Genomic DNA, 19762 nt, shown 5'->3' with positions numbered 1-19762 from the left:
GCGTCGCCGGTTTCGAGCATCTGATGATTTTTGGGAATCGAAACATGAATCTTGCCAGTGAAACTGGTTTTAATTACATCTAGTGATAGGAACAAAAGGCGAACAAATGACTGCTGCCATCAAAAGCCCTGGGCGCGGAGCAACCTCAAACGAAGCAGGTCGATTCGAGAGGTTTACAACCGAGTTGACCGAAGATGGCTGGGATTTGCCAGACGAACTGCCCCCGTTGCGGACCGAAGTTCGGGAAGAAATGGCGCGCAATCTGATCACCTATAACAAGTCGCCGGACCTACCTTTTGACCGATCCATAAACCCATATCGGGGCTGCGAGCATGGATGCGTGTATTGCTTTGCTCGGCCAACGCATGCGTATCTGGGGCTGTCTCCGGGTTTGGATTTCGAAACCCGCCTTGTTGCACGACCCAATGCGGCTGAGCTATTGCGTCGCGAACTCTCGGCACGTTCTTACAAGGTGGCCACGATTGCACTGGGCACCAACACCGATCCCTATCAACCCATCGAAAAAAACCGCAAGATAACAAGAAGCTGTCTAAAGGTTCTGAGAGATTTTCAACATCCGGTCGGTATTGTGACCAAGGGGACTCTGATCGAGCGTGATCTTGATATTCTGGCACCGATGGCCAGCAATGGTCTTGTCCGGGTTGGCATTTCGCTGACCACATTGGACCGGGATCTTTCCCGGCGGATGGAACCCCGGGCGCCTTCACCACAGCGCAGGCTCGGAATGATCCGCAACCTGACCGAGGCTGGCGTGCCTGTGCGCGTTATGACGTCTCCAATCGTGCCCGGATTAACCGATCATGAGCTGGAAAATCTGCTGGAGGCCGGAAAGCAGGCCGGCGCAGATTCCGCGAGCTGGATCATGCTGCGGCTACCGCGTGAAGTATCCGGGCTTTGGCGCGAATGGCTGAGTGAACATCAGCCAGGCAGAGCAGAGAAGGTGATGGCGCGGCTGCGCGAAATGCATGGGGGTAGGGAATATGATCCCCGATGGGGCCACCGCATGCGGGGCGAAGGGACCTATGCCGAGATGATTGCGCAACGGTTCAAGGCCGCAGTCAAACGTCTCGGGCTGTCGACAGACATGCCGCCTCTGAACTGTGCGGCGTTTGCACCTCCACCCCAGCCCGGTGATCAACTGGCTTTGTTTTGAAGCCTTGGTTCAGAAACTAATGCCAATACCGGCCGAGAATCCGTTGACGGTATCGCTGCCGTAATAACGGACCATAAACCGTGTCGTTGATACCCAAGGCACCCATGTGTCGGACAGATCAACCTCGATCCCGCCACCTACGCGGGCTAGCCAGTCGGTGCCCAATACAAGTGACTGATCCCCGATCAGATAGGACAGGGACAGATCGCCCACCCAGCGGACCGGGCGACCGAACATGCGTTTTCCAGTTGGAAAGCGGTAGCGTGACCACAGAACTGCATTTGCGGCAGTTGATTCAACCAACAAGTCCTCGTTGTCTCCGATAGGCCAGTATTCGATATGGGTATAGCGCAGGCTCGCCTCGAATTCCCGATCGTTGGACAGAGCTTTTTCGTACGAGACCGTCATCGATCCGCCTGCGCCACCAGCCCAGATGCCGCCGCTTTCGAGAAAGTCTCGATCAAGCCCCAGGCGGTTGGCGATGGCTTGCGCACCGACAGATGCGTCGGATTGCGTACGTCCGACCGAGATATGGGCCATCGGGGTCATTTTCCAATACTCGCCGATGTCGAACTGATAGCCGACACCGCCGGTCAGGGCGAGGCTGGTCCATTTCAGCGGAATACGCGTGGTATCTCCGGTGCCGCTGAAGGTCAGAACGGGGTCATAGCGCGCGTAGCCTATATACCCCTCAAGATAGATCGGCACGCCCTCAGCAAGGCGAAACCCGCCGCCCAGCTGGGCGGATTTGAAATCGTAATCGCGATTGTCTGTATTTGATTGCAGCGAGATTGCGCTGGCAGAATCGTCCGGGATGCCTGCTAGCCCTAAGATTGCCAGCGACCCGGCGGCGTTTTCCTGCTGCTGCTTCTCAAAAGCACGTTCCAGCACGCTTTGAGCGGAAGCCGATTGCGCAAGTAGCGACATAATGAACAAGAGAAATAAACGCATGAGAACCAAACACTATTCGCCGGACGCGGCAACATTAGGTGGGCTGAGGCAGTGCGGAAAGATGCATCGAAACAGTCATTTACGTTTGGTTTCGAACGGTCTCATTTTGGTAACGCTACGGAAAAAAAGACCCCGGATAACCGGGGTCTTTACATCGAAATTGTGTGTGGATCAGCGGTTTTCGATGTCCACGTAATCGCGGTTGGTCGCGCCCAGATAAAGCTGACGTGGGCGTCCGATCTTGTTTTGTGGATCGGCGATCATTTCTTTCCACTGGCTGACCCAGCCGACGGTGCGTGACAACGCGAAGATTGGCGTGAACATCGACGTTGGGAAACCCATCGCTTCCATCACGATGCCCGAATAAAAGTCGACATTCGGGAACAGTTTCTTTTCGATGAAATACGGATCTTCCAGAGCCTGTTTTTCCAGCGCCTTCGCGACCTGTAGTTTGGGATTGTTTTCTACGCCCAGCAGGTCAAGTACTTCGTCTGCCGATTGCTTCATCACTTTCGCGCGTGGATCGAAGTTCTTGTAGACGCGGTGGCCAAAGCCCATCAGACGGAACGGGTCATCTTTGTCTTTGGCGCGCTCGATAAACTCGGGGATGCGGTCCACGCTGCCGATCTCTTCCAGCATTTCAAGGCAAGCCTGGTTCGCACCACCATGGGCCGGACCCCAGAGACAGGCGATACCGGCCGCGATACAGGCGAACGGGTTTGCACCCGAAGAAGATGCCAGACGCACCGTCGAAGTCGAGGCGTTCTGTTCGTGATCCGCCTGCAGCATGAAGATACGATCCATGGCGCGTGCCAGAATCGGGTTCACCTCGTAATCTTCGGCAGGAACGGCAAAACACATGCGCAAGAAGTTTGACGCATAGTCCAGGTCGTTGCGCGGATACACGAAGGGCTGACCGATATGGTATTTGTAGGCCCAGGCCGCGATGGTCGGCATTTTTGCGATCAAACGGTGCGAAGCTACTTCACGCTGACGCGGGTCCGCGATGTCGGTCGAATCGTGATAGAACGCAGACATGGCACCGACAACACCCACCATGATGGCCATCGGATGCGCATCCCGGCGGAATCCGCGATAGAAATACTGCATCTGCTCGTGCAGCATCGTGTGGCGGGTGATTGTGGTCTCGAAGTTCTCCAGATCCTTCGCCGAAGGCAGCTCGCCATACAGCAGCAGATAGCTTAGTTCGAGGAAATGCGACTTCGAGGCGATCTGTTCGATCGGATAACCGCGATGCAGCAACTCGCCCTTGTCACCGTCGATGAATGTAATGGTGCTGTCACAGCTTGCGGTGGACGTGAAACCCGGATCATAAGTAAAGACGCCAGCCTGACCATAGAGCTTGCGGATATCGATCACATCGGGCCCAGCGGTCGGAGAAAACACCGGCAGATCATAGCTTTCGCCGTGGACAGTCAGTTTGGCTGATTTTTTGCTCTCGGTCATGTTTGTCCCTTCTTCATTCGTGCGCATGCCGGATCGCTGTCCGACAAAGCAGGCAACGACTGCGTTCCGTCGCGCAGTCCGTTCTTAGCGGAGCAGCGTTACCCTTATGTGAAATCAGGCCGGGTTCGCTGCATCAGAAAGCCGCGCCAGGGTTTCATCGCGCCCAAGCACAAGCATCATGTCAAATACCGAAGGTGTAACTGCCCGGCCCGCTAGTGCCGCCCGCAGCGGACCAGCCAATTTGCCGAACTTAACCCCATTCGCCTCTGCGAACGAATTCAGGGTCTCCTCCAGTTCGTTCCGGGACCAGCTAGCATTTTGCAGCTGCGGCGTCAATTCTTTCAGTATACCGTCGGATACAGATGCCAGCGCCTTTGCGGCCTTTTCATCTGGCTGGATAGGTCGCGACGTAAGCACAAAATGAGCTTTTTCAATGAGTTCCGGGAACGTGCGTGCGCGATCCTTGAGGCAATACATCGCACGGACCAAATCACTGGATTGTGTTTCGGAAAGCGGCGGCAAACCAGCTGACTTCAGATATCCCTGAATTTCATGCTGCAGCGCGGCATCTTCCCCGACGGCAATATGTTGTCCACAAAGGTTTTCAAGCTTCTTCACATCAAACCGCGCCGGGCTTTTGCCGATGCCATCCAGATCGAACCACTCTTTAGCTTGGGCATCGGTAAAGAACTCATCATCCCCATGGCTCCAGCCCAGCCGAGCCAGATAGTTGCGCATTCCGGATGCCGGATATCCCATGGCCTGATATTCTTGCGCCCCCAACGCACCGTGACGTTTGCTGAGCTTTTTCCCATCGGGTCCATGGATCAAAGGGATATGCGCCCAGACTGGTACATCCCAACCCATCGCCTCGTAGATCATCATCTGACGGGCGGCGTTGTTGAGGTGATCGTCGCCCCGGATCACATGAGTCACGCCCATATCATGATCGTCAACCACAACGGCCAGCATATAGACCGGAGTCCCATCCGAACGCAGCAGGATCATGTCATCCAACTGATCGTTGCGAATGGTGACATCGCCCTGCACCTGATCGCGGATCACAGTGGCACCGTCTTGCGGGGCCTTGATGCGGATCACGTAAGGGGCGTCCGGATGGGTGGCCGGGTCGGCCTCGCGCCATGGGCTGCGGAACAGGGTCGATTTCCCTTCGGCCCGGGCCTGTTCGCGGAACGCAGCGATTTCTTCCTGCGTCGAAAAGCACTTGTATGCCTTGCCTTCGGACAGCAACTGATGCGCGACCTCTGCGTGCCGGGCGGCGCCTTCGAATTGGCTGACGACTTCGCCGTCATGATCCAGCCCCAGCCAGTTCATGCCCTGCAAAATAGCTGCGGTCGCTTCCGGCGTGGAACGTTCCCGGTCGGTATCCTCGATCCGCAGCAGGAATTTGCCGCCGCGGCCCCGCGCATAAAGCCAGTTGAACAGCGCAGTGCGGGCGCCACCGATATGCAGAAATCCGGTGGGAGAGGGGGCAAAACGGGTGACGACCTGATCGGACATGGTGTGGATTAACCTTTTGGTAACCTTAGCGGGCATAGTTTGGCGACTATCTACCCAGCCCGAAGGACGGGGGCAACCATGCGTGTTCTGACGCGGGTCGAGACCGCATTGCTGACCCAGCGGGGACACCTGTTTCCGTGGTCTCCGATTTGCATGTCGGTCGGGATTGGCTGGTATTTCAGCCTCAGGTTCGAACCCGAGGTTGAGCTCTATGTCGGCGTTCTGGTGCTTGCCTGTCTGGCACTTGCCTCCACCCGTTGGATGGGTACCGCGTGGTCACCCCTGGCCACCGGGTTGGCCCTGATCGCGATGGGGTTCGCTCTGGCCGGGACGCGGGCACATATGGTTGCGGAGCCGGTCCTGCAATGGCGTTACTATGGCCCAGTCGAGGGGAGGGTCGTAGCGCTGGACCGCTCTGCGTCGGATGCGCTGAGGGTGACATTGGATCAGGTGCGGATCGGGGACGTTCCTGCTGATCAAAGACCCCGGCGCATCCGGCTGTCTATTCACGGGGAGTCAGTTGCGCTGTCCCCGGGTCAGCGGATTATGACCACAGCACATCTTTCGCCGCCGCAAGGGCCAGTTGAACCCGGAGGTTTTGATTTTCGCCGCCACGCCTGGTTCCAGCAACTCGGCGCTGTTGGATACACTCGGGTTCCGGTCCTGACGTCGGCTGCGGCGCAAGATGGTTTGGACGGAGTGCGTATCACGGCCTGGCGCATGGAGATCTCGGATCGGGTGCGCACGATCCTGCCGGGCGAAGTCGGGGGCTTTGCCGCCGCCGTAACTACCGGTGATCGCAGCGGGATGGGGCAGGCCTCGTTAGAGGCGTTGCGCGCGTCCAACCTGGCTCATCTTCTGGCGATTTCGGGCCTTCACATGGGTTTGTTGACCGGTTTCGTTTTTGTGGCGTGCCGCATGGGGTTCTCAATGGTACCTGTCATCGCGCTTCGCATGCCCGTACGCAAGGTGGCCGCGCTCTGCGCGTTATTCGCGTCGACAATCTACCTGCTTCTGTCTGGTGGGAACGTCGCGACTGAGCGCGCCTTTGTGATGGTCTGCGTTATGCTGGGGGCCGTATTGTTGGACCGGCGCGCGATTTCATTGCGGGCGGTGGCCATGGCTGCGCTGATTGTTCTTACCTTGCGCCCGGAAACTCTATTGAGCCCCGGATTTCAGATGTCTTTTGCTGCTACAACCGCCTTGGTCGCAGGGTTCGGCGCATTGCGGGACTATGGCCCAATGCCAGGCCCAAAGTGGCTGCGGCCTGTGCTGGCCTTGTTGACATCCTCGGCGATCGCGGGGATCGCGACAGCTCCGATCGGGGCGGCGCATTTTAACGCTATTTCGCACTATGGGTTGTTGGCAAATCTCGTCTCCGTGCCCGTCATGGGAACGCTGGTCGTTCCAAGTGCGGTGGTCGCCGCCCTTCTTGCACCTTTTGGGCTTGAAGCGATTGCATTGCACGTAATGGGTCTTGGGCTGAGATGGATCCTTACCGTTGCCAATTGGGTCGCGGGACTGGAGCGCGCGCGCGGGTACGTAGTAAGCCCAGACTATTTCGTATTGCCTGCTCTGGCTCTGTCTCTTCTGTGGCTAATGCTGTGGCAAGGGCGCGCACGGTGGCTCGGCATCGCCCCCGCAGCATTGGCGATAGCGCTGTGGGGTCAGGGAAGCCGCCCAGACGTGCTGATCGCCGATACCGGCGGGCTGGTCGGAGTGATGACTGAACACGGGCGCGCGCTGAGCAAACCGAAAGGTAGCGGATTTGTCGCGTCGGTGTGGCTGGAAAATGACGGGGACGGGGCAGATCAACCAAAGGCCGCTTTGCGATGGCCAGAGGCATCAGCGGGAATTCAACGTTTTCTTCTGGGAGACAAAGAGCTTGTCCACTTGACTGGCAAGCGGGCTGCGAGCGCCTTTCAGGAATGCAGGAAAGATCAGATCATTGTCGCCCCGGTGTCGTTGACTTTGACCGGTGAATGCAGCGTTTACGATACGGAATTTCTGCGGAAGACAGGCAGTCTTGCGTTATCCAAGGGGCGTTTGTTCGCGAGTTCTGATATCTCAGGCCGCCGCCTATGGTCCCCCAAGCTGCCTCAGTAGCTTCGGATCAAGCCTACCAGGCGGCCCTGAACTTTCACCTTGTCCTCTGGCAGCACGCGGGTCTCATAGGCCGGATTCGCCGCTTCCAGCGCAATGGCCTGACCTCGGCGGAAAAACCGTTTCAGCGTGGCTTCCTGATCTTCCACCAATGCCACCACGATGTCACCGTTGTCAGCGGCCGTTGTTTCGCGGATCACCACGACATCGCCATCGTTGATACCGGCGTCGATCATCGAGTCGCCACGAACCTCAAGCGCATAATGTTCACCACGGCCCGAAACCATCGAGCCCGGTACCGCAACGCGGTGCGAAACATGGCTGATCGCTTCGATCGGTACACCGGCAGCAATCCGGCCCATAACAGGCAATTCCATCGCATCAACTGTGACGGGTTCAAAGTTCGCGGGGCGTGGACCTTCAGGGCGATCGCCTTCAATCACACGCGGTTTGAAACCTGCCGTGGGCTCTCCCCCAAGGCTTTCTGGCAGCTTGACAATTTCGATGGCACGAGCCCGATGGGCAAGGCGGCGGATAAAGCCACGTTCTTCAAGCGCGGTGATCAGTCGATGAATCCCGGATTTTGACCGTAGATCCAACGCGGCCTTCATCTCATCAAAACTGGGCGGAACACCGTCCGCTTGCACGCGTTTGTGGATGAATTCCAGCAAATCCAATTGCTTCTTGGTCAGCATTGCTCATACCTCGTCGCTCATGCGTTTTCTTTTGTTCTACGCATGTTCACGTTTTGTGTCAACGGATTTGCTAGATCGGCAGGTAAAGGACCTCATCCCCGGCCTCGCGCGCGGGATCGTGGGGTTGGCGTACCAATAGTGCATTGGCTTGCGCCAAAACACTAAGCAGCGAGCTGTCTTGATCATCACAGGCGCGGATGCCGCCGTTGTCCAACACCGCCCGCATATAATGCTCACGCGGGCCATTTTTTCCGAGCGGGGCAGAAAGGCGGGCGCGTTGGAATGGCTGTAGGGCCTGTTCAATCCCCAACATGCGGCGCACCATTGGGATGAGGAACAGGTAACCGCACACCATGGCACTGACCGGGTTTCCGGGTAGACCGACCATTGTAGCACCCCCAAGCTGCCCGGCCATCAGAGGTTTACCCGGTCGCATGCGAATCTTGTAGAACGATTGCTTCAGCCCAAGACCTTCCGAGACATCCGCAACCAGGTCGTATTCGCCAACCGACGCTCCTCCGATGGTCACCACGAGGTCAGCGCCTTGCGCCAAGCCAAAAGCTGTTTCTAGTGAGGCTAAAGTATCTTGTGCGATAGGAAGTACACGAACTTGTGCGCCAGCGTTTTCCAGTAACGCCTTAAGACCAAAGGTATTTGAGGCGATGATCTGATCGGGGCCGGGTGTTTCTCCGGGCATCACCAGTTCGTCACCGGTTGAGATTAGTGCAACCACGGGTTTGCGGTTCACAGGGACCGAAGCGATGTTCATCGCCGCCATTAATGCGACATCTTCGGGTCTGAGCTGGCGTGGGGCCGTGATCTGCGTACCGATGCTGAAATCGATCCCCGCAGGGCGGATATTGGCCTTTTCACCGGGGGCGTCGGTTATGGTGATCAGATCACCGCGTCGGTCGACATCTTCCTGTATGACGACGAAATCTGCACCATCCGGCACAGGCGCACCAGTGAATATCCGCACAGCTTGGCCGGGTCCGACGCTTCCAGCAAAGCGACGTCCGGCCGCTGCTTCGCCAACCACTTTGAACATTGCATGCAGTTCGACTTCGGCCGCCTTGACGGCGTACCCATCCATCGATGACGCAGCAAAGGGCGGCTGATCACGCGTTGCTGCAACGTTTTCTGCCAGGATACGACCGGCAGCCTCGGCAAGGGCAACCGTTTCTGCGGGCAGCGGTGAGACCAGATCGAACAGCAGAGCCCGCGCTTCTTCAACCGAGATCATGATGCCTCGTAACGCCCTGATTTTCCGCCGTCTTTCAGTAGAACACGAATGCCGCCGATCTCCATCGATTTGTCCACGGCCTTCGCCATATCGTAAACCGTCAGTGCGGCTGTCGAGACTGCTGTCAGCGCTTCCATCTCTACGCCGGTCTGGCCGGAAGTCTTTACAGTCGCTTCAATCTGAACGCCGGGAAGGTCCGGGTCTAAGCTCAGTTCAATGGCGACTTTGGTCACGGGTAGCGGATGACACAGAGGTATCAGGTCAGGCGTTTTCTTGGCGCCCATTATGCCCGCAAGTCTGGCAACACCAAGAACATCGCCTTTCTTAGCGCGTCCTTCTGAAATGATATCAAAGGTTTCCTTCGCCATCTTGATGTATCCAGATGCAACCGCAACCCGGTCGGTGACAGCCTTGTCGGACACGTCCACCATGTGGGCCTCACCTTTGGCATCAAAATGGGTCAGCGGCATCACATCACTCCGGGAATGAGCGGGTTGGCGAGCAATGCTCGAGTTGCCGAAGCTACATCATCCTGACGCATCAGGCTTTCACCAATAAGGAAACAGCGCGCACCGTAGCGGGCGATATCGGCGAGGTCCGCCGGAGTGCTCAGGCCGCTCTCGCAGACGATCGTGCGATCCGCTGGAACCAGCTTTGACAGATGGCGAGTTGTATCAAGAGTCGTCTCGAACGTCTTGAGATTGCGGTTGTTTATCCCGATCAGCGGGCTTTTCAGCTGCGATGCGCGCGCAAGTTCATCGGCGTCATGGACTTCGATCAGAACATCCATGCCCCAGTCAAACGCGGTTTGCTCAAGCTCGGCGGCCTGTGCATCGCTGACCGATGCCATGATGATCAGGATGCAATCAGCACCCAATGCACGCGCTTCGACCACCTGATAGGGGTCGTACATGAAGTCCTTCCGCAATGCTGGCAACGAACAGGCCGCGCGCGCTTCGGTCAGAAAGGACTTGTCACCCTGAAAGCTAGGCGTGTCCGTCAGAACCGACAGGCAAGCCGCGCCGCCCTCTTCATAAGCTCTGGCAAGCGCGGGCGGATCGAAATCAGCGCGGATCAGACCTTTGGACGGGCTGGCCTTTTTGACCTCGGCGATCAATCCGTACCCCTTGCGCATAGCCGAATGCAGGGCTTCGGCAAAACCGCGTACCTCGGGTGCGTTCCGTGCCTCAGATTCTAGTGTTTCCAGAGGCTTATGCGCCTTATCCGCAGCGATCTCTTCCAGCTTATACGCTTTGATTTTGTCCAGAACGGTCTCGGTCATGCGGCTTCCTGTGTAATGCGCGCCAGCGCGGTGATCTTTTTACGGGCCTTGCCGCTATCAATGCTTTCTGTGGCCATCGCAACGCCCTCGCGCAGATCGCTTGCCGCATCTGCAACGACCAGCGCCGCTGCCGAGTTTAGCAACACCGCGTCGCGGTAGGCTGAAGGTGCCCCATCCAGCAAGGCGCGGAAGGCAACCGCGTTCTCTTCGGGGGTGCCGCCGATGATATCTTCGAACGGATGCACCGGAAGGCCCGCGTCTTCGGGGTGAAGCTCGACCTCTTTGACAACGCCGTCCTCAACCGATGCGACCCAGCTGATCCCTGTGATCGTAAGCTCATCCGTACCGTCTGAGCCGTGGACCAACCAGGCATGTTCCGCCCCAAGCAAGCCCAAAGTTTCGGCCATCGGGCGGATCAGGTCGCGGCTGAACGCACCGGTCAGTTGGCGCTTCACCCCGGCGGGGTTGGTCAGGGGGCCCAGAATGTTGAAAATCGTGCGCGTACCCAGTTCTTGCCGCGAAGGCATGACATGGGCGATCGCCGGGTGGTGCATTGGGGCCATCATAAAGCCGATGCCGACCTCTTTCAGCGCTTTTTCAACGACTTCCGGGCCGACCATTACGTTAATACCTAGCTGCCCAAGAGCATCTGCTGCGCCGGATTTCGAGCTCAGATTCCGATTACCGTGTTTTGCAACGGTGACACCGGCGCCCGCCGTCACAAAAGCCGTGGCTGTCGAGATATTGAGTGTTCCTTTGCCGTCGCCCCCCGTGCCAACGATGTCCATCGCGCCAGCGGGAGCTTTCACTGCATTGCATTTCGCGCGCATTACGGCAGCGGCGGCGGCGTATTCCTCGACCGTCTCGCCGCGCGTACGCATTGCCATTAACAACCCGCCGATCTGGCTGGGCGTGGCGGCCCCATCAAAGAGGATGCCAAAGGCCTGTTCAGCCTCGGCACGGGTCAAAGGTCGATCGGCCGCAGCACCGATCAGCGGTTTCAGAGCGTCGCTCATGCGGGGACTTTCATTTCGTTCAGGAAGTTCTTGAGCAGGGCGTGACCATGCTCGGACGCGATGGATTCCGGGTGAAACTGGACGCCGTGGATCGGCAGTTCTCTGTGCTGCAGACCCATAATCGTGCCATCCTCAAGCTCGGCCGTGATCTCAAGGCAATCGGGCAGGTTTTCGCGTTCTACGACAAGCGAATGATACCGGGTGGCCTCGAAGGGCGAGGGCAGGCCAGCGAATACACCTTTGCCGGTGTGTTTCATCGTGCCCATTTTCCCGTGCACGATCTCATGACAGCGCACAACCTTGCCGCCAAATGCCTGACCGATGGTTTGATGCCCCAGACAGACCCCCATCAGCGGTGTTTGCGTCTCGGCCGCGGCTTCGGTCAGGGCCAGACAGATGCCCGCCTGATCGGGATCACAAGGGCCGGGGCTGAGCAGAATACCAGCCGGGTTCATCGCCATTGCTTCCTGTACATCCAGCGCGTCATTCCGGCGCACGACCATCTCGGCCCCGAGCTCACCCAGATAATGAACGAGGTTGTAGGTAAACGAGTCATAGTTGTCGATCAGCAGCAGCATTTGGGCACTTATCTTCCTATGGGCATTTCGGGCTGGCGATGCAGTCCCTGAGCGCGGTATAATGTCGGGACATACATGCTCAGGCTTGTGCGGCAGCGTCAAGAGGACATACCCAACTTGACACCGTGCGGGTGAGCGCCGCGGAAGATGGCGTCTGGGTGGATGAGGCACGAAACAACGCGAGAGGCGAGATTTCGATGAGCGGATTTTACGGTGGAGTGATCGCCGGGGCGGTCTCGGTATTGGCACTGGGCGCGGTTCTTTCGCTGACAACTCCTTTGTCACGTAAACCAGATGTGACGGCAACCGCGCCCGAAGTGGCTGATACTCCGCAGCCCCTGGAGGCTGCGAAAGTTGAAGAAAGCAATGCCGATGCCGATCTGGTTCAGTTGCCACCATCCGGCCCTGAAACCCCCGATCTATCATCAGATTCGCTGGATGGCTTGGCAGGTATCGAGCTTGAGCCCGGTGCCCGTCCTGAGGCGGGTGGAGCACCGACCGTAGCCGAGGCACCCGCAGCGATCTCATCTTCTGACGTGACCGTTCAAACCGAAGCGCCCGCGGCACCGCCAAATCCACTTGCCGAACCGACCTCGCCACAACAGGAAGTCGAACCGGCAGCGCTCGCGGACGCTCCAGCAGCGCCTGCGCCCGAGGAAGCCCCGGAACCGCAGGTTGCGGAAGAAACGCCCAAGGAGGCCCCTCAGGTCGCTGCCTTGCAGCCTGAGATCGCGGATGTGCCGGATGCAGCTCCAGAGGCTCAGGAAGCGGAACCCGTGCCTGATGAAAATCCAATCGCGGTTGAGGGTGAAGAAGATACCCGCCCTGTACGTCAGCCGCGCGTATTGACCCTGCCGCAAATTGGCGGAGAGGGAGCCACAGGTTCCGGTTCGTTGATCGGCAAGCGTGTCGTGCCCCTAACCGAGAGGGATGACCCGCCCGTCGAACAAGCCGTGATTACTCCAGAAGTGGCGGCCAAGCCCATCGAAGCACATGCTGCCACCTTCGAAAACCCAGAATCCAAGCCATTGATGTCGATCATTCTGATCGATGATGAAGGGGCTTTTGGGGCCGAGGCGTTGCAGGATTTCCCATACCCGCTAAGTTTTGCCGTCAGCCCGTCTGACCCGAATGCAGCGGAAAAAATGGCCCGTCATCGCGAGGCTGGATTTGAAGTATTGGCCTTGGTTGACATGCACGAAGCCGCCAGTGCTCAAGACGCTGAGGTGTCGTTGTCAGTGTGGTTGGATCAATTGCCTCAAACCGTTGGCATTCTGGAAGGTGTCGGAAGCGGCATTCAGGGCAACCGAAAGCTGGCTGATCAGGTTGCGGCGATTGCCGGAGATACCGGGCGCGGGCTGGTGACGCAGGACAATGGTCTAAACACTGCGCAAAAGCTTGCAGCGCGCAACGGCATTCCATCCAGCGTAGTGTTCCGCGATTTCGATGGTGCCAAACAGGACCCCAAGATCATGCGGCGTTTTCTGGATCAGGCAGCCTTCCGCGCCGGACAGGAAGGTGCCGTGGTGATGCTGGGTCGTCTGCGTCCCGAGACGATCTCGGCCCTGTTGCTGTGGGGGCTTGAGGATCGCGGCAGCCGCGTGGCGATGGCCCCAATTTCTGCCGTGATGATGAAAGAAGTCCAGCAGGGCGTTGCCGGATCGCTGACGGACGGGTGACGGCAGCGACCATCCGCCACCCCGCTAGCTGTTTCCGCTGCCTGTAAACCGCGCCGCATCCGCAGCCGCGCGGCGAATGGCGTTCGATTTATGGACGGTCTCCATGTATTCCGCTTCGGGGTCGCTGTCATAGACAACGCCGCCTCCAGCTTGGATATACAGTTTGTGGTCTTTCACAATGGCCGTCCGCAGCGCGATGCACATATCCATGTCGCCGCCTGCGCTGAAATACCCGACACCGCCACCGTAGATGCCGCGCTTTTCAGGCTCCAACTCGTCGATGATCTCCATCGCGCGCACTTTGGGCGCGCCCGAAACCGTGCCTGCAGGCATCCCGGCAAAGAACGCGTCCAGTGCATCCTTGTCTTCGGCCAGTTCGCCGACCACGTTTGATACGATGTGCATCACGTGGCTGTAGCGCTCGATGATGAACTCTTCGGTAGGACGCACGGTTCCAATCTTAGAAACACGCCCGGTGTCATTGCGGCCCAGGTCCAGCAACATGAGGTGCTCGGCGAGTTCTTTCTTGTCGGCCAGCAGGTCGATTTCGTTGGCCTTGTCTTCTTCGGGCGTCGCGCCACGCGGGCGGGTACCCGCGATAGGGCGGATCGTGACCTCATTGCCGAAGACACGCACCAGAATTTCTGGGCTTGCGCCTACGACCTGAAAGCCGCCGAAGTTGAAATAGAACATGAATGGCGATGGGTTGGTGCGCCGCAGCGAGCGGTAGAGGGCAAATGGCGGTTGTGGAAAATCCTGCGTCCAGCGTTGGGCCGGGACGACCTGAAAGATATCGCCCGCGCGGATATATTCCTTGGCCTTTTCAACGGCCTCCATATAGCCCGACTTGGTAAAGTTCGACACCGGAGGCCCAACTTCGACCGCGTCGCCCAGATCGCGGGTTTCGGCGGGCATGGCGCGTTCCAGATCGCGCACGGCATCCATCACACGCTCGGCAGCCTGCGCATAGGCGGCTTTGGCGGTTTGCCCCTCGCTGACCCAGGCGGGCGACACCACGGTAACCTCGCCTTTGACGCCGTCCAACACAGCAATGACCGAGGGGCGCAGCATGATCGCATCGGGCAGGCCCAACGGGTCAGGGTTCACATCCGGCAGGTATTCCACCAACCGGACCATGTCGTAGCCCAGATAGCCAAACAGGCCAGCGGCGGCCTGCGGCAGGTCATCGGGAAGCGCGATGCGGCTTTCAGCCAACAAGGCGCGTAAGTTGTCCATCGGGTTGCCATCCTGTGGCTCGAACGCCTCGGCATCGAAGCGGGCTGATCGGTTCAAGGCCGATGTCTCGCCCTGACAGCGCCAAATCAGATCGGGCTTCATTCCGATGATCGAATAGCGCCCGCGTACCTCACCCCCGGTTACCGACTCGAGCATGAAGGCGTCTTTCTGAGCGCCTGTCAGTTTCAGCATCAGTGAAACCGGCGTATCCAGATCAGCGGCGAGGCGGGTATAGACGACCTGATTTTCGCCCGCATCATAAGCGCGCGCGAAACTTTCGAAATCCGGGGTCAGGGCCATGTTCTGTCTCTTTTAGTAACTGGCCCGTACCGCGTTCAGCGCTTGCTGATCCAGCACAGGGCGTGCGCGTGTCTGGGCATTGCGCACATAGATGTCAAAGATGTTCTGCGCCAGCGCCTGGCTCAATTGCGCAGCCAGTGCATCCTGCATCTGGCGCTGCTCATCGGTTTCCGCCGGAGGCAGCTCTTCATCCAGACGCACGATCAGGGCGTTACCGTTTCCGGGAATGACACGCAGCTCGCCAGGGTCCATTTCAAACACCTGAGTCATGAAGTCCACGGGAACATCCTCGAGGAATGCGGTACGTGTCAGCGCATTTTCGACGCGGAAGGGCAGGCCTGTGGCGGTAAAGTCGCCATCTGTTGCCAGTTGGGTCAGAACCGTGTTGCCCTGATTTTGCAGCGCTTTCGCAGTTTCTACCTGCAGCCATGCCTCGGCGACACGGTCACGGGCGCTTTCCAGAGGTTCCGGGCGCGGTTCCAGCACTTCATTCAAGCGCAGCGCAAAGATCGAACCATCTTCAAGGAACGCGACCTCTGGGAAATCACCTTCTTGCACAGCCTCAGCGACTGAGCGGAAGCCGTCATACGCGGCAACGCCATCGTCGCTTTGCTGGGTCCAGTCGATCTGACCCAGTTCCATCTCGGTCTCACCGGCCAGTTCTTCCAGTGTTGCGCCGCCTGCAAGCAGGTCATTGATGTCTTCGGCCTGTGCTTCGATCTGACGGCGCGCTCGGTCGGCGGCGAGTTCTGCACGAAGTTCGGGTTCGGCGTCTTCGAAACTGACATTGTTCTCGGCCAGCGATCCATTGATCCGGAACAGGGCAGGGCCGAACACCGTGGGAAGCGGGCCGACCACATCGTCGATCTCGGCGGCAAACACGGCGTCGGCTGCATCGCCCAGATCTTCACGGGTGACATCGCCCAGATCAACATCGCTCAGCTCAAGCTGACGTTCGCGGACCAACTGTTCGAAATCGGCCCCGCCAACTTCAAGTTGTTCCAGCGCCTCGGTTGCGGATTCTTCGCTGGGATAGGGAAGGCGCTCGACCAAGCGGCGCTCGGGTTGAAAATATTCGTCAGCGCGTTGGTCGTATAGACGGCGCAGAGAATCTTCGTCCACTTCGATCGTATCGAGCAGCATGTCGGGCGACAGAATAGCGTAGGTCAGTTGCTTGGTGCGGGGCAGCGTGAACTGATCGGTATTCTCATCGTAAAATGTCTGAATCTGCGCGTCTGTGGGTTGGGCCACGGGCGTTTCGAGAAGGTCGGCTGACAGGGTCGCCACGGTAAAGCTGCGGCGGGCCAGCACATAGTTCGACAAAGCCTCGGTCAGCGTACGGGGCATTTCAACACCGCTCATGACCGCGCCCTGAACGATGGTGCGTGAAGATTCTTTGCGCAGATCCGATTCGAATTCGGAATCGGTCATTCCGACCTGTTCCAGCTGAAAGCGATAGGCTTCGCGGTCGAATGTACCGTTTACACCTTGGAACGCCGGTATCTGTACAATCTCGTCCTGCAGGTTCTCGTCACCGATCGAAATGCCAAGCTGTCCGACCTCGTTATCGATTGCGGCCAGCGCGATCAGGCGCGAAAGGGCAAGTTGATCAAGGCCAAGATCATGTGCCTGCGAAATCTGCATTGCCTGACCGGTTTGCGCTTCGACGGCCCGGATCTCGCGCTGAAGCTCACGAAAATACGCGTCGACCGAAATGCTTTCATCACCGACCTGCGCAACCGTACGCACGGTTCCGGTCAGGCTGGTGGCGCCAAAGCCCGCAAGGCCCAGCATCAAAAGACCCATGAGAATCCAGACAAAGGTTTTGGATAGGTTTTTCATGCCTGCGGCCATGGTGCCCTCTTGGTTTTGTCGGCAAATGTCTGCCCAGTCGGTTGCGGCCCTGAATACGATGCGTGCAGCCGGGGGGCAAGCTTAGAAGGACAAGCCCTGCAATCGGTCGAACAATTGCGCGATACCGGCGCGGTCGAGGTTGGCAAATGCTACACGAACCTGCCGCTTTCCCGCGGAATCGCCCTCTGGCATGAACATGGTACCCGGCAAAAGCAGTATACCTGCCTCGGGTACCAGCCGTCGGGCCAATTCGTCGGAAGCGATGCCAAAGGGATGTTCGAGGTAGGCAAAGTAAGCGCCAAGTCCCAAAAGACGCCAGCCTTTGTCTTCAAGGCGTGGCATTCCTTCTGCAATGGCGGCTCTTCGGTCGAGAATTTCATCTCGTTCACCCGCAACCCATTGGGTCAAGTTCCGCATGCCCCAAAGCGCGGCAAACTGGCCGATCTGGCCGGGGCAGATTGCGACCGTGTCCAGAAATTTCTCGATCTCCGCCAACAGGGCGGGGCTGGTTGAAATCGCGCCGACACGGTGACCGGTCAGGCGGTAGGCTTTTGAGAACGAGTAGAGATGGACAAACGTATCGTCCCAACCCGATTGCTGGAACAGGTCATGAGGCGCGCCTGATCGACTGTCGAAATCGCGATAGGTTTCGTCAACCAAAAGACGAAGCCCCGTTTCCCGCGCAAGATCATAGAAGCGGCGCACCAAGTCCGCAGGGTATTCGACACCACCGGGATTGTTCGGCGTCACCAACGAAATCGCCCGTGTCTTTTCGGTGATAAGGGCGTGGGCGCGCTCCGGATCGGGAAGCAAATCATCGTCTGTGGGCAAATCAACGGTTTTTACCCCAGCCATATCCAGCCACATCTTGTGATTGAAATACCAAGGGGTCGGAAGGATCACCTCATCCCCCTGATCGGTAATTGCCGAAATCACGGCTGAAAAGGCCTGATTGCAACCCGAGGTGATTGCGATCTGATTCGCCGTTACCTCAGCCACATAATGTGCGCTGATCTGAGCCGCGAGCTCGGACCGCAGGTCATCGTTGCCCAGAACCGGGCCGTATAGATGCGCGCTGTCCTGCTCGACCGCGAATTCGGCCATTGCTTGCCGCAGCGCTAACGGGGGCGGATCGACCGGAGCCGCCTGACTGACATTGATCAACGGACGGTTAACCGCGAACTCGACCCCGTCCAGCCAACGGCGTGCCTCCATCACCGGAGGGGCAAAGGTGGCGGCAGTGCGGGTCATTGTCATGGTGAGTCCGTGATTTCAGCGCTTATGAAAAACGCTTGATTAATCGGTGCCCCGATAGGGTTCGACATATTGCAGCGCCATGTCCCATGGGAAGAAAATCCATGTGTCCTGACTGACCTCGGTAATGAAGGTGTCTACCATCGGACGGCCCTTGGGCTTGGCGTATACGGTCGCGAAATGCGCTTTGGGGAACATCTCGCGCACCAGTTCCAGCGTTTTGCCGCTATCGACCAGATCGTCGATGATCAGAATACCGATGCCATCACCCATCAGATCAGCATTGGGCGCTTTGAGAATTTCTGCTTCGCCCTGCGCTTGATGATGATAGGATTTCACGCTGACAGTATCGACCGTACGGATATCCAGTTCGCGGCTGACGATCATCGCGGGGGCCATGCCGCCACGTGTAATTGCTACGACTGCACGCCAAGCGCCGTCATCTGGTCCTTGCCCATCCAGACGCCACGCAAGAGCGCGCGAGTCGCGATGAATCTGATCCCAGCTGATGTGGAAGCCTTTTTCGTGTGGCAGGCGGTCCTTGGCGCTCATGGTCTGTTATCCTTTTTCAACGTCCGGCGCGTCGACGGCCTTCATTCCGACGATGTGATAGCCTGAATCCACGTGCAGATTCTCACCTGTCACTCCGCTGCTGAGATCAGACAGCAGATACAGGGCCGATTTACCAACATCATCGATGGTCACATTCCGACGCAGGGGCGAGTTATACTCGTTCCACTTCATGATGTAACGGAAATCGCCGATGCCGCTGGCCGCGAGCGTTTTGATCGGGCCTGCCGAGATCGAATTCACGCGAATGCCGTCTTTGCCCAAATCCTCGGCCAGATACTTTACGGATGCCTCAAGGGCGGCTTTGGCAACACCCATTACATTGTAGTGTGGCATGACCTGTTCGGCGCCGTAGTAGGTGAGGGTGATCGCACTGCCGCCTTCGTTCATCATTTTTTCCGCGCGCTGCATAACGGCGGTGAAAGAGTAGACCGAAACATCCATCGTCAGGTTAAAGTTCGCGCGCGACGTGTCGACGTAACGCCCGCGCAATTCGTTCTTGTCAGAAAAGCCAATGGCGTGGACGACGAAATCCAGTTTACCCCATTTCTTTTCGAGCGCGCTGAAGAGTTCATTAATTGATTCTTCGTCGCTGACGTCACAGGGCAAAACGATCTCGCTGCCCAATTGCGCCGCCAATGGATCGACGCGTTTTTTCAGGGCGTCCCCCTGATAGGAAAAGGCCAGCTCGGCCCCGGCGTCGGACAAGGCGCGGGCGATACCCCATGCGATTGATTTGTCATTGGCCAGTCCCATGATGAGGCCGCGTTTTCCGGCCATCAACTGATTTGACATCTTCGGTTCTCCGCCTGTCGTCGCATTGTGTTCGGTTGGTTTAT

At 58.1% G+C, this 19762-nt stretch carries 17 protein-coding genes; 3 read left to right on the top strand and 14 right to left on the bottom strand.

Annotation, left to right across the window (positions count from 1 at the left end; all coding sequences use genetic code 11):
* Nucleotides 1-106 precede the first annotated feature (106 nt).
* Nucleotides 107-1174, top strand: coding sequence for a PA0069 family radical SAM protein (locus tag AC1DFB_RS07125; RefSeq protein WP_170405992.1), 1068 nt, complete (start codon nucleotides 107-109; stop codon nucleotides 1172-1174).
* 9 nt (nucleotides 1175-1183) lie between these two features.
* Here AC1DFB_RS07125 and AC1DFB_RS07120 read toward each other — a convergent pair whose 3' ends face one another.
* From AC1DFB_RS07120 to gltX, 3 genes are all read right to left on the bottom strand, one after another.
* The gene (locus AC1DFB_RS07120; RefSeq protein WP_480922405.1) at nucleotides 1184-2125 is read right to left on the bottom strand and encodes an autotransporter outer membrane beta-barrel domain-containing protein; all 942 of its coding nucleotides are present in this window, start codon (nucleotides 2123-2125) and stop codon (nucleotides 1184-1186) included.
* A 171-nt stretch (nucleotides 2126-2296) separates the two neighbouring features.
* On the bottom strand, nucleotides 2297-3592 hold the full coding sequence (gene gltA, locus AC1DFB_RS07115; RefSeq protein ID WP_170392967.1) for a citrate synthase: 1296 nt from the start codon (nucleotides 3590-3592) through the stop codon (nucleotides 2297-2299).
* A 114-nt stretch (nucleotides 3593-3706) separates the two neighbouring features.
* Nucleotides 3707-5113: a glutamate--tRNA ligase gene (gltX, locus tag AC1DFB_RS07110; RefSeq protein WP_480922404.1), complete on the bottom strand. Its 1407-nt coding sequence runs from the start codon at nucleotides 5111-5113 to the stop codon at nucleotides 3707-3709.
* 78 nt (nucleotides 5114-5191) lie between these two features.
* Between gltX and AC1DFB_RS07105 the strand changes: the two genes are divergently transcribed.
* A complete protein-coding gene (locus AC1DFB_RS07105; RefSeq protein ID WP_480922403.1) occupies nucleotides 5192-7219 on the top strand; it encodes a ComEC/Rec2 family competence protein in 2028 nt (675 codons plus the stop codon).
* On the opposite strand, the gene lexA is transcribed toward AC1DFB_RS07105, so the two are convergent.
* From lexA to AC1DFB_RS07075, 6 genes are all read right to left on the bottom strand, one after another.
* Nucleotides 7213-7911 carry a transcriptional repressor LexA gene (gene lexA / locus AC1DFB_RS07100; protein WP_170392970.1) on the bottom strand — a complete coding sequence of 233 codons (699 nt, stop codon included), beginning with the start codon at nucleotides 7909-7911 and terminating at the stop codon, nucleotides 7213-7215. The two genes, AC1DFB_RS07105 and lexA, sit on opposite strands and share 7 nt — an antisense overlap.
* Nucleotides 7912-7981: 70 nt before the next feature.
* On the bottom strand, nucleotides 7982-9154 hold the full coding sequence (locus AC1DFB_RS07095; RefSeq protein ID WP_480922402.1) for a molybdopterin molybdotransferase MoeA: 1173 nt from the start codon (nucleotides 9152-9154) through the stop codon (nucleotides 7982-7984).
* Entirely contained in the window at nucleotides 9151-9624 is a 474-nt protein-coding gene (gene moaC, locus AC1DFB_RS07090) for a cyclic pyranopterin monophosphate synthase MoaC (RefSeq protein WP_170405973.1), read from the bottom strand. Before moaC ends, AC1DFB_RS07095 begins: the two co-directional genes overlap by 4 nt.
* The gene (trpC, locus tag AC1DFB_RS07085; RefSeq protein ID WP_480922401.1) at nucleotides 9624-10436 is read right to left on the bottom strand and encodes an indole-3-glycerol phosphate synthase TrpC; all 813 of its coding nucleotides are present in this window, start codon (nucleotides 10434-10436) and stop codon (nucleotides 9624-9626) included. Before trpC ends, moaC begins: the two co-directional genes overlap by 1 nt.
* A complete protein-coding gene (gene trpD / locus AC1DFB_RS07080; protein ID WP_480922400.1) occupies nucleotides 10433-11452 on the bottom strand; it encodes an anthranilate phosphoribosyltransferase in 1020 nt (339 codons plus the stop codon). The genes trpC and trpD overlap by 4 nt, the downstream gene beginning before the upstream one ends.
* Nucleotides 11449-12030 (bottom strand): anthranilate synthase component II, encoded by a 582-nt coding sequence (locus AC1DFB_RS07075; RefSeq protein WP_480922399.1) that lies wholly within the window; start codon nucleotides 12028-12030, stop codon nucleotides 11449-11451. The genes trpD and AC1DFB_RS07075 overlap by 4 nt, the downstream gene beginning before the upstream one ends.
* 197 nt (nucleotides 12031-12227) lie before the next feature.
* Here AC1DFB_RS07075 and AC1DFB_RS07070 point away from each other — a divergent pair, with 197 nt between their 5' ends.
* Nucleotides 12228-13709, top strand: coding sequence for a divergent polysaccharide deacetylase family protein (locus AC1DFB_RS07070; protein WP_480893696.1), 1482 nt, complete (start codon nucleotides 12228-12230; stop codon nucleotides 13707-13709).
* Nucleotides 13710-13733: 24 nt separating this feature from the next.
* On the opposite strand, the gene trpE is transcribed toward AC1DFB_RS07070, so the two are convergent.
* The 5 genes from trpE to fabI all read right to left on the bottom strand — a co-directional run bounded on the left by trpE (nucleotide 13734) and on the right by fabI (nucleotide 19718).
* Entirely contained in the window at nucleotides 13734-15245 is a 1512-nt protein-coding gene (gene trpE, locus AC1DFB_RS07065; RefSeq protein ID WP_170509716.1) for an anthranilate synthase component I, read from the bottom strand.
* A 12-nt stretch (nucleotides 15246-15257) separates the two neighbouring features.
* Entirely contained in the window at nucleotides 15258-17099 is a 1842-nt protein-coding gene (locus AC1DFB_RS07060) for a SurA N-terminal domain-containing protein (protein WP_480922398.1), read from the bottom strand.
* An 81-nt stretch (nucleotides 17100-17180) separates the two neighbouring features.
* On the bottom strand, nucleotides 17181-18356 hold the full coding sequence (locus AC1DFB_RS07055; RefSeq protein ID WP_480922397.1) for an aminotransferase: 1176 nt from the start codon (nucleotides 18354-18356) through the stop codon (nucleotides 17181-17183).
* A 39-nt stretch (nucleotides 18357-18395) separates the two neighbouring features.
* Nucleotides 18396-18905 (bottom strand): xanthine phosphoribosyltransferase, encoded by a 510-nt coding sequence (gpt, locus tag AC1DFB_RS07050; protein WP_480922396.1) that lies wholly within the window; start codon nucleotides 18903-18905, stop codon nucleotides 18396-18398.
* A gap of 6 nt (nucleotides 18906-18911) precedes the next feature.
* Nucleotides 18912-19718, bottom strand: a complete 807-nt coding sequence (fabI, locus tag AC1DFB_RS07045) for an enoyl-ACP reductase FabI (RefSeq protein WP_170405951.1) — start codon at nucleotides 19716-19718, stop codon at nucleotides 18912-18914.
* Between the last annotated feature and the right edge of the window lie 44 nt (nucleotides 19719-19762).

This window comes from Ruegeria sp. S84 (assembly GCF_056583445.1).
This window is presented reverse-complemented; position numbering and strand designations above follow the sequence as displayed.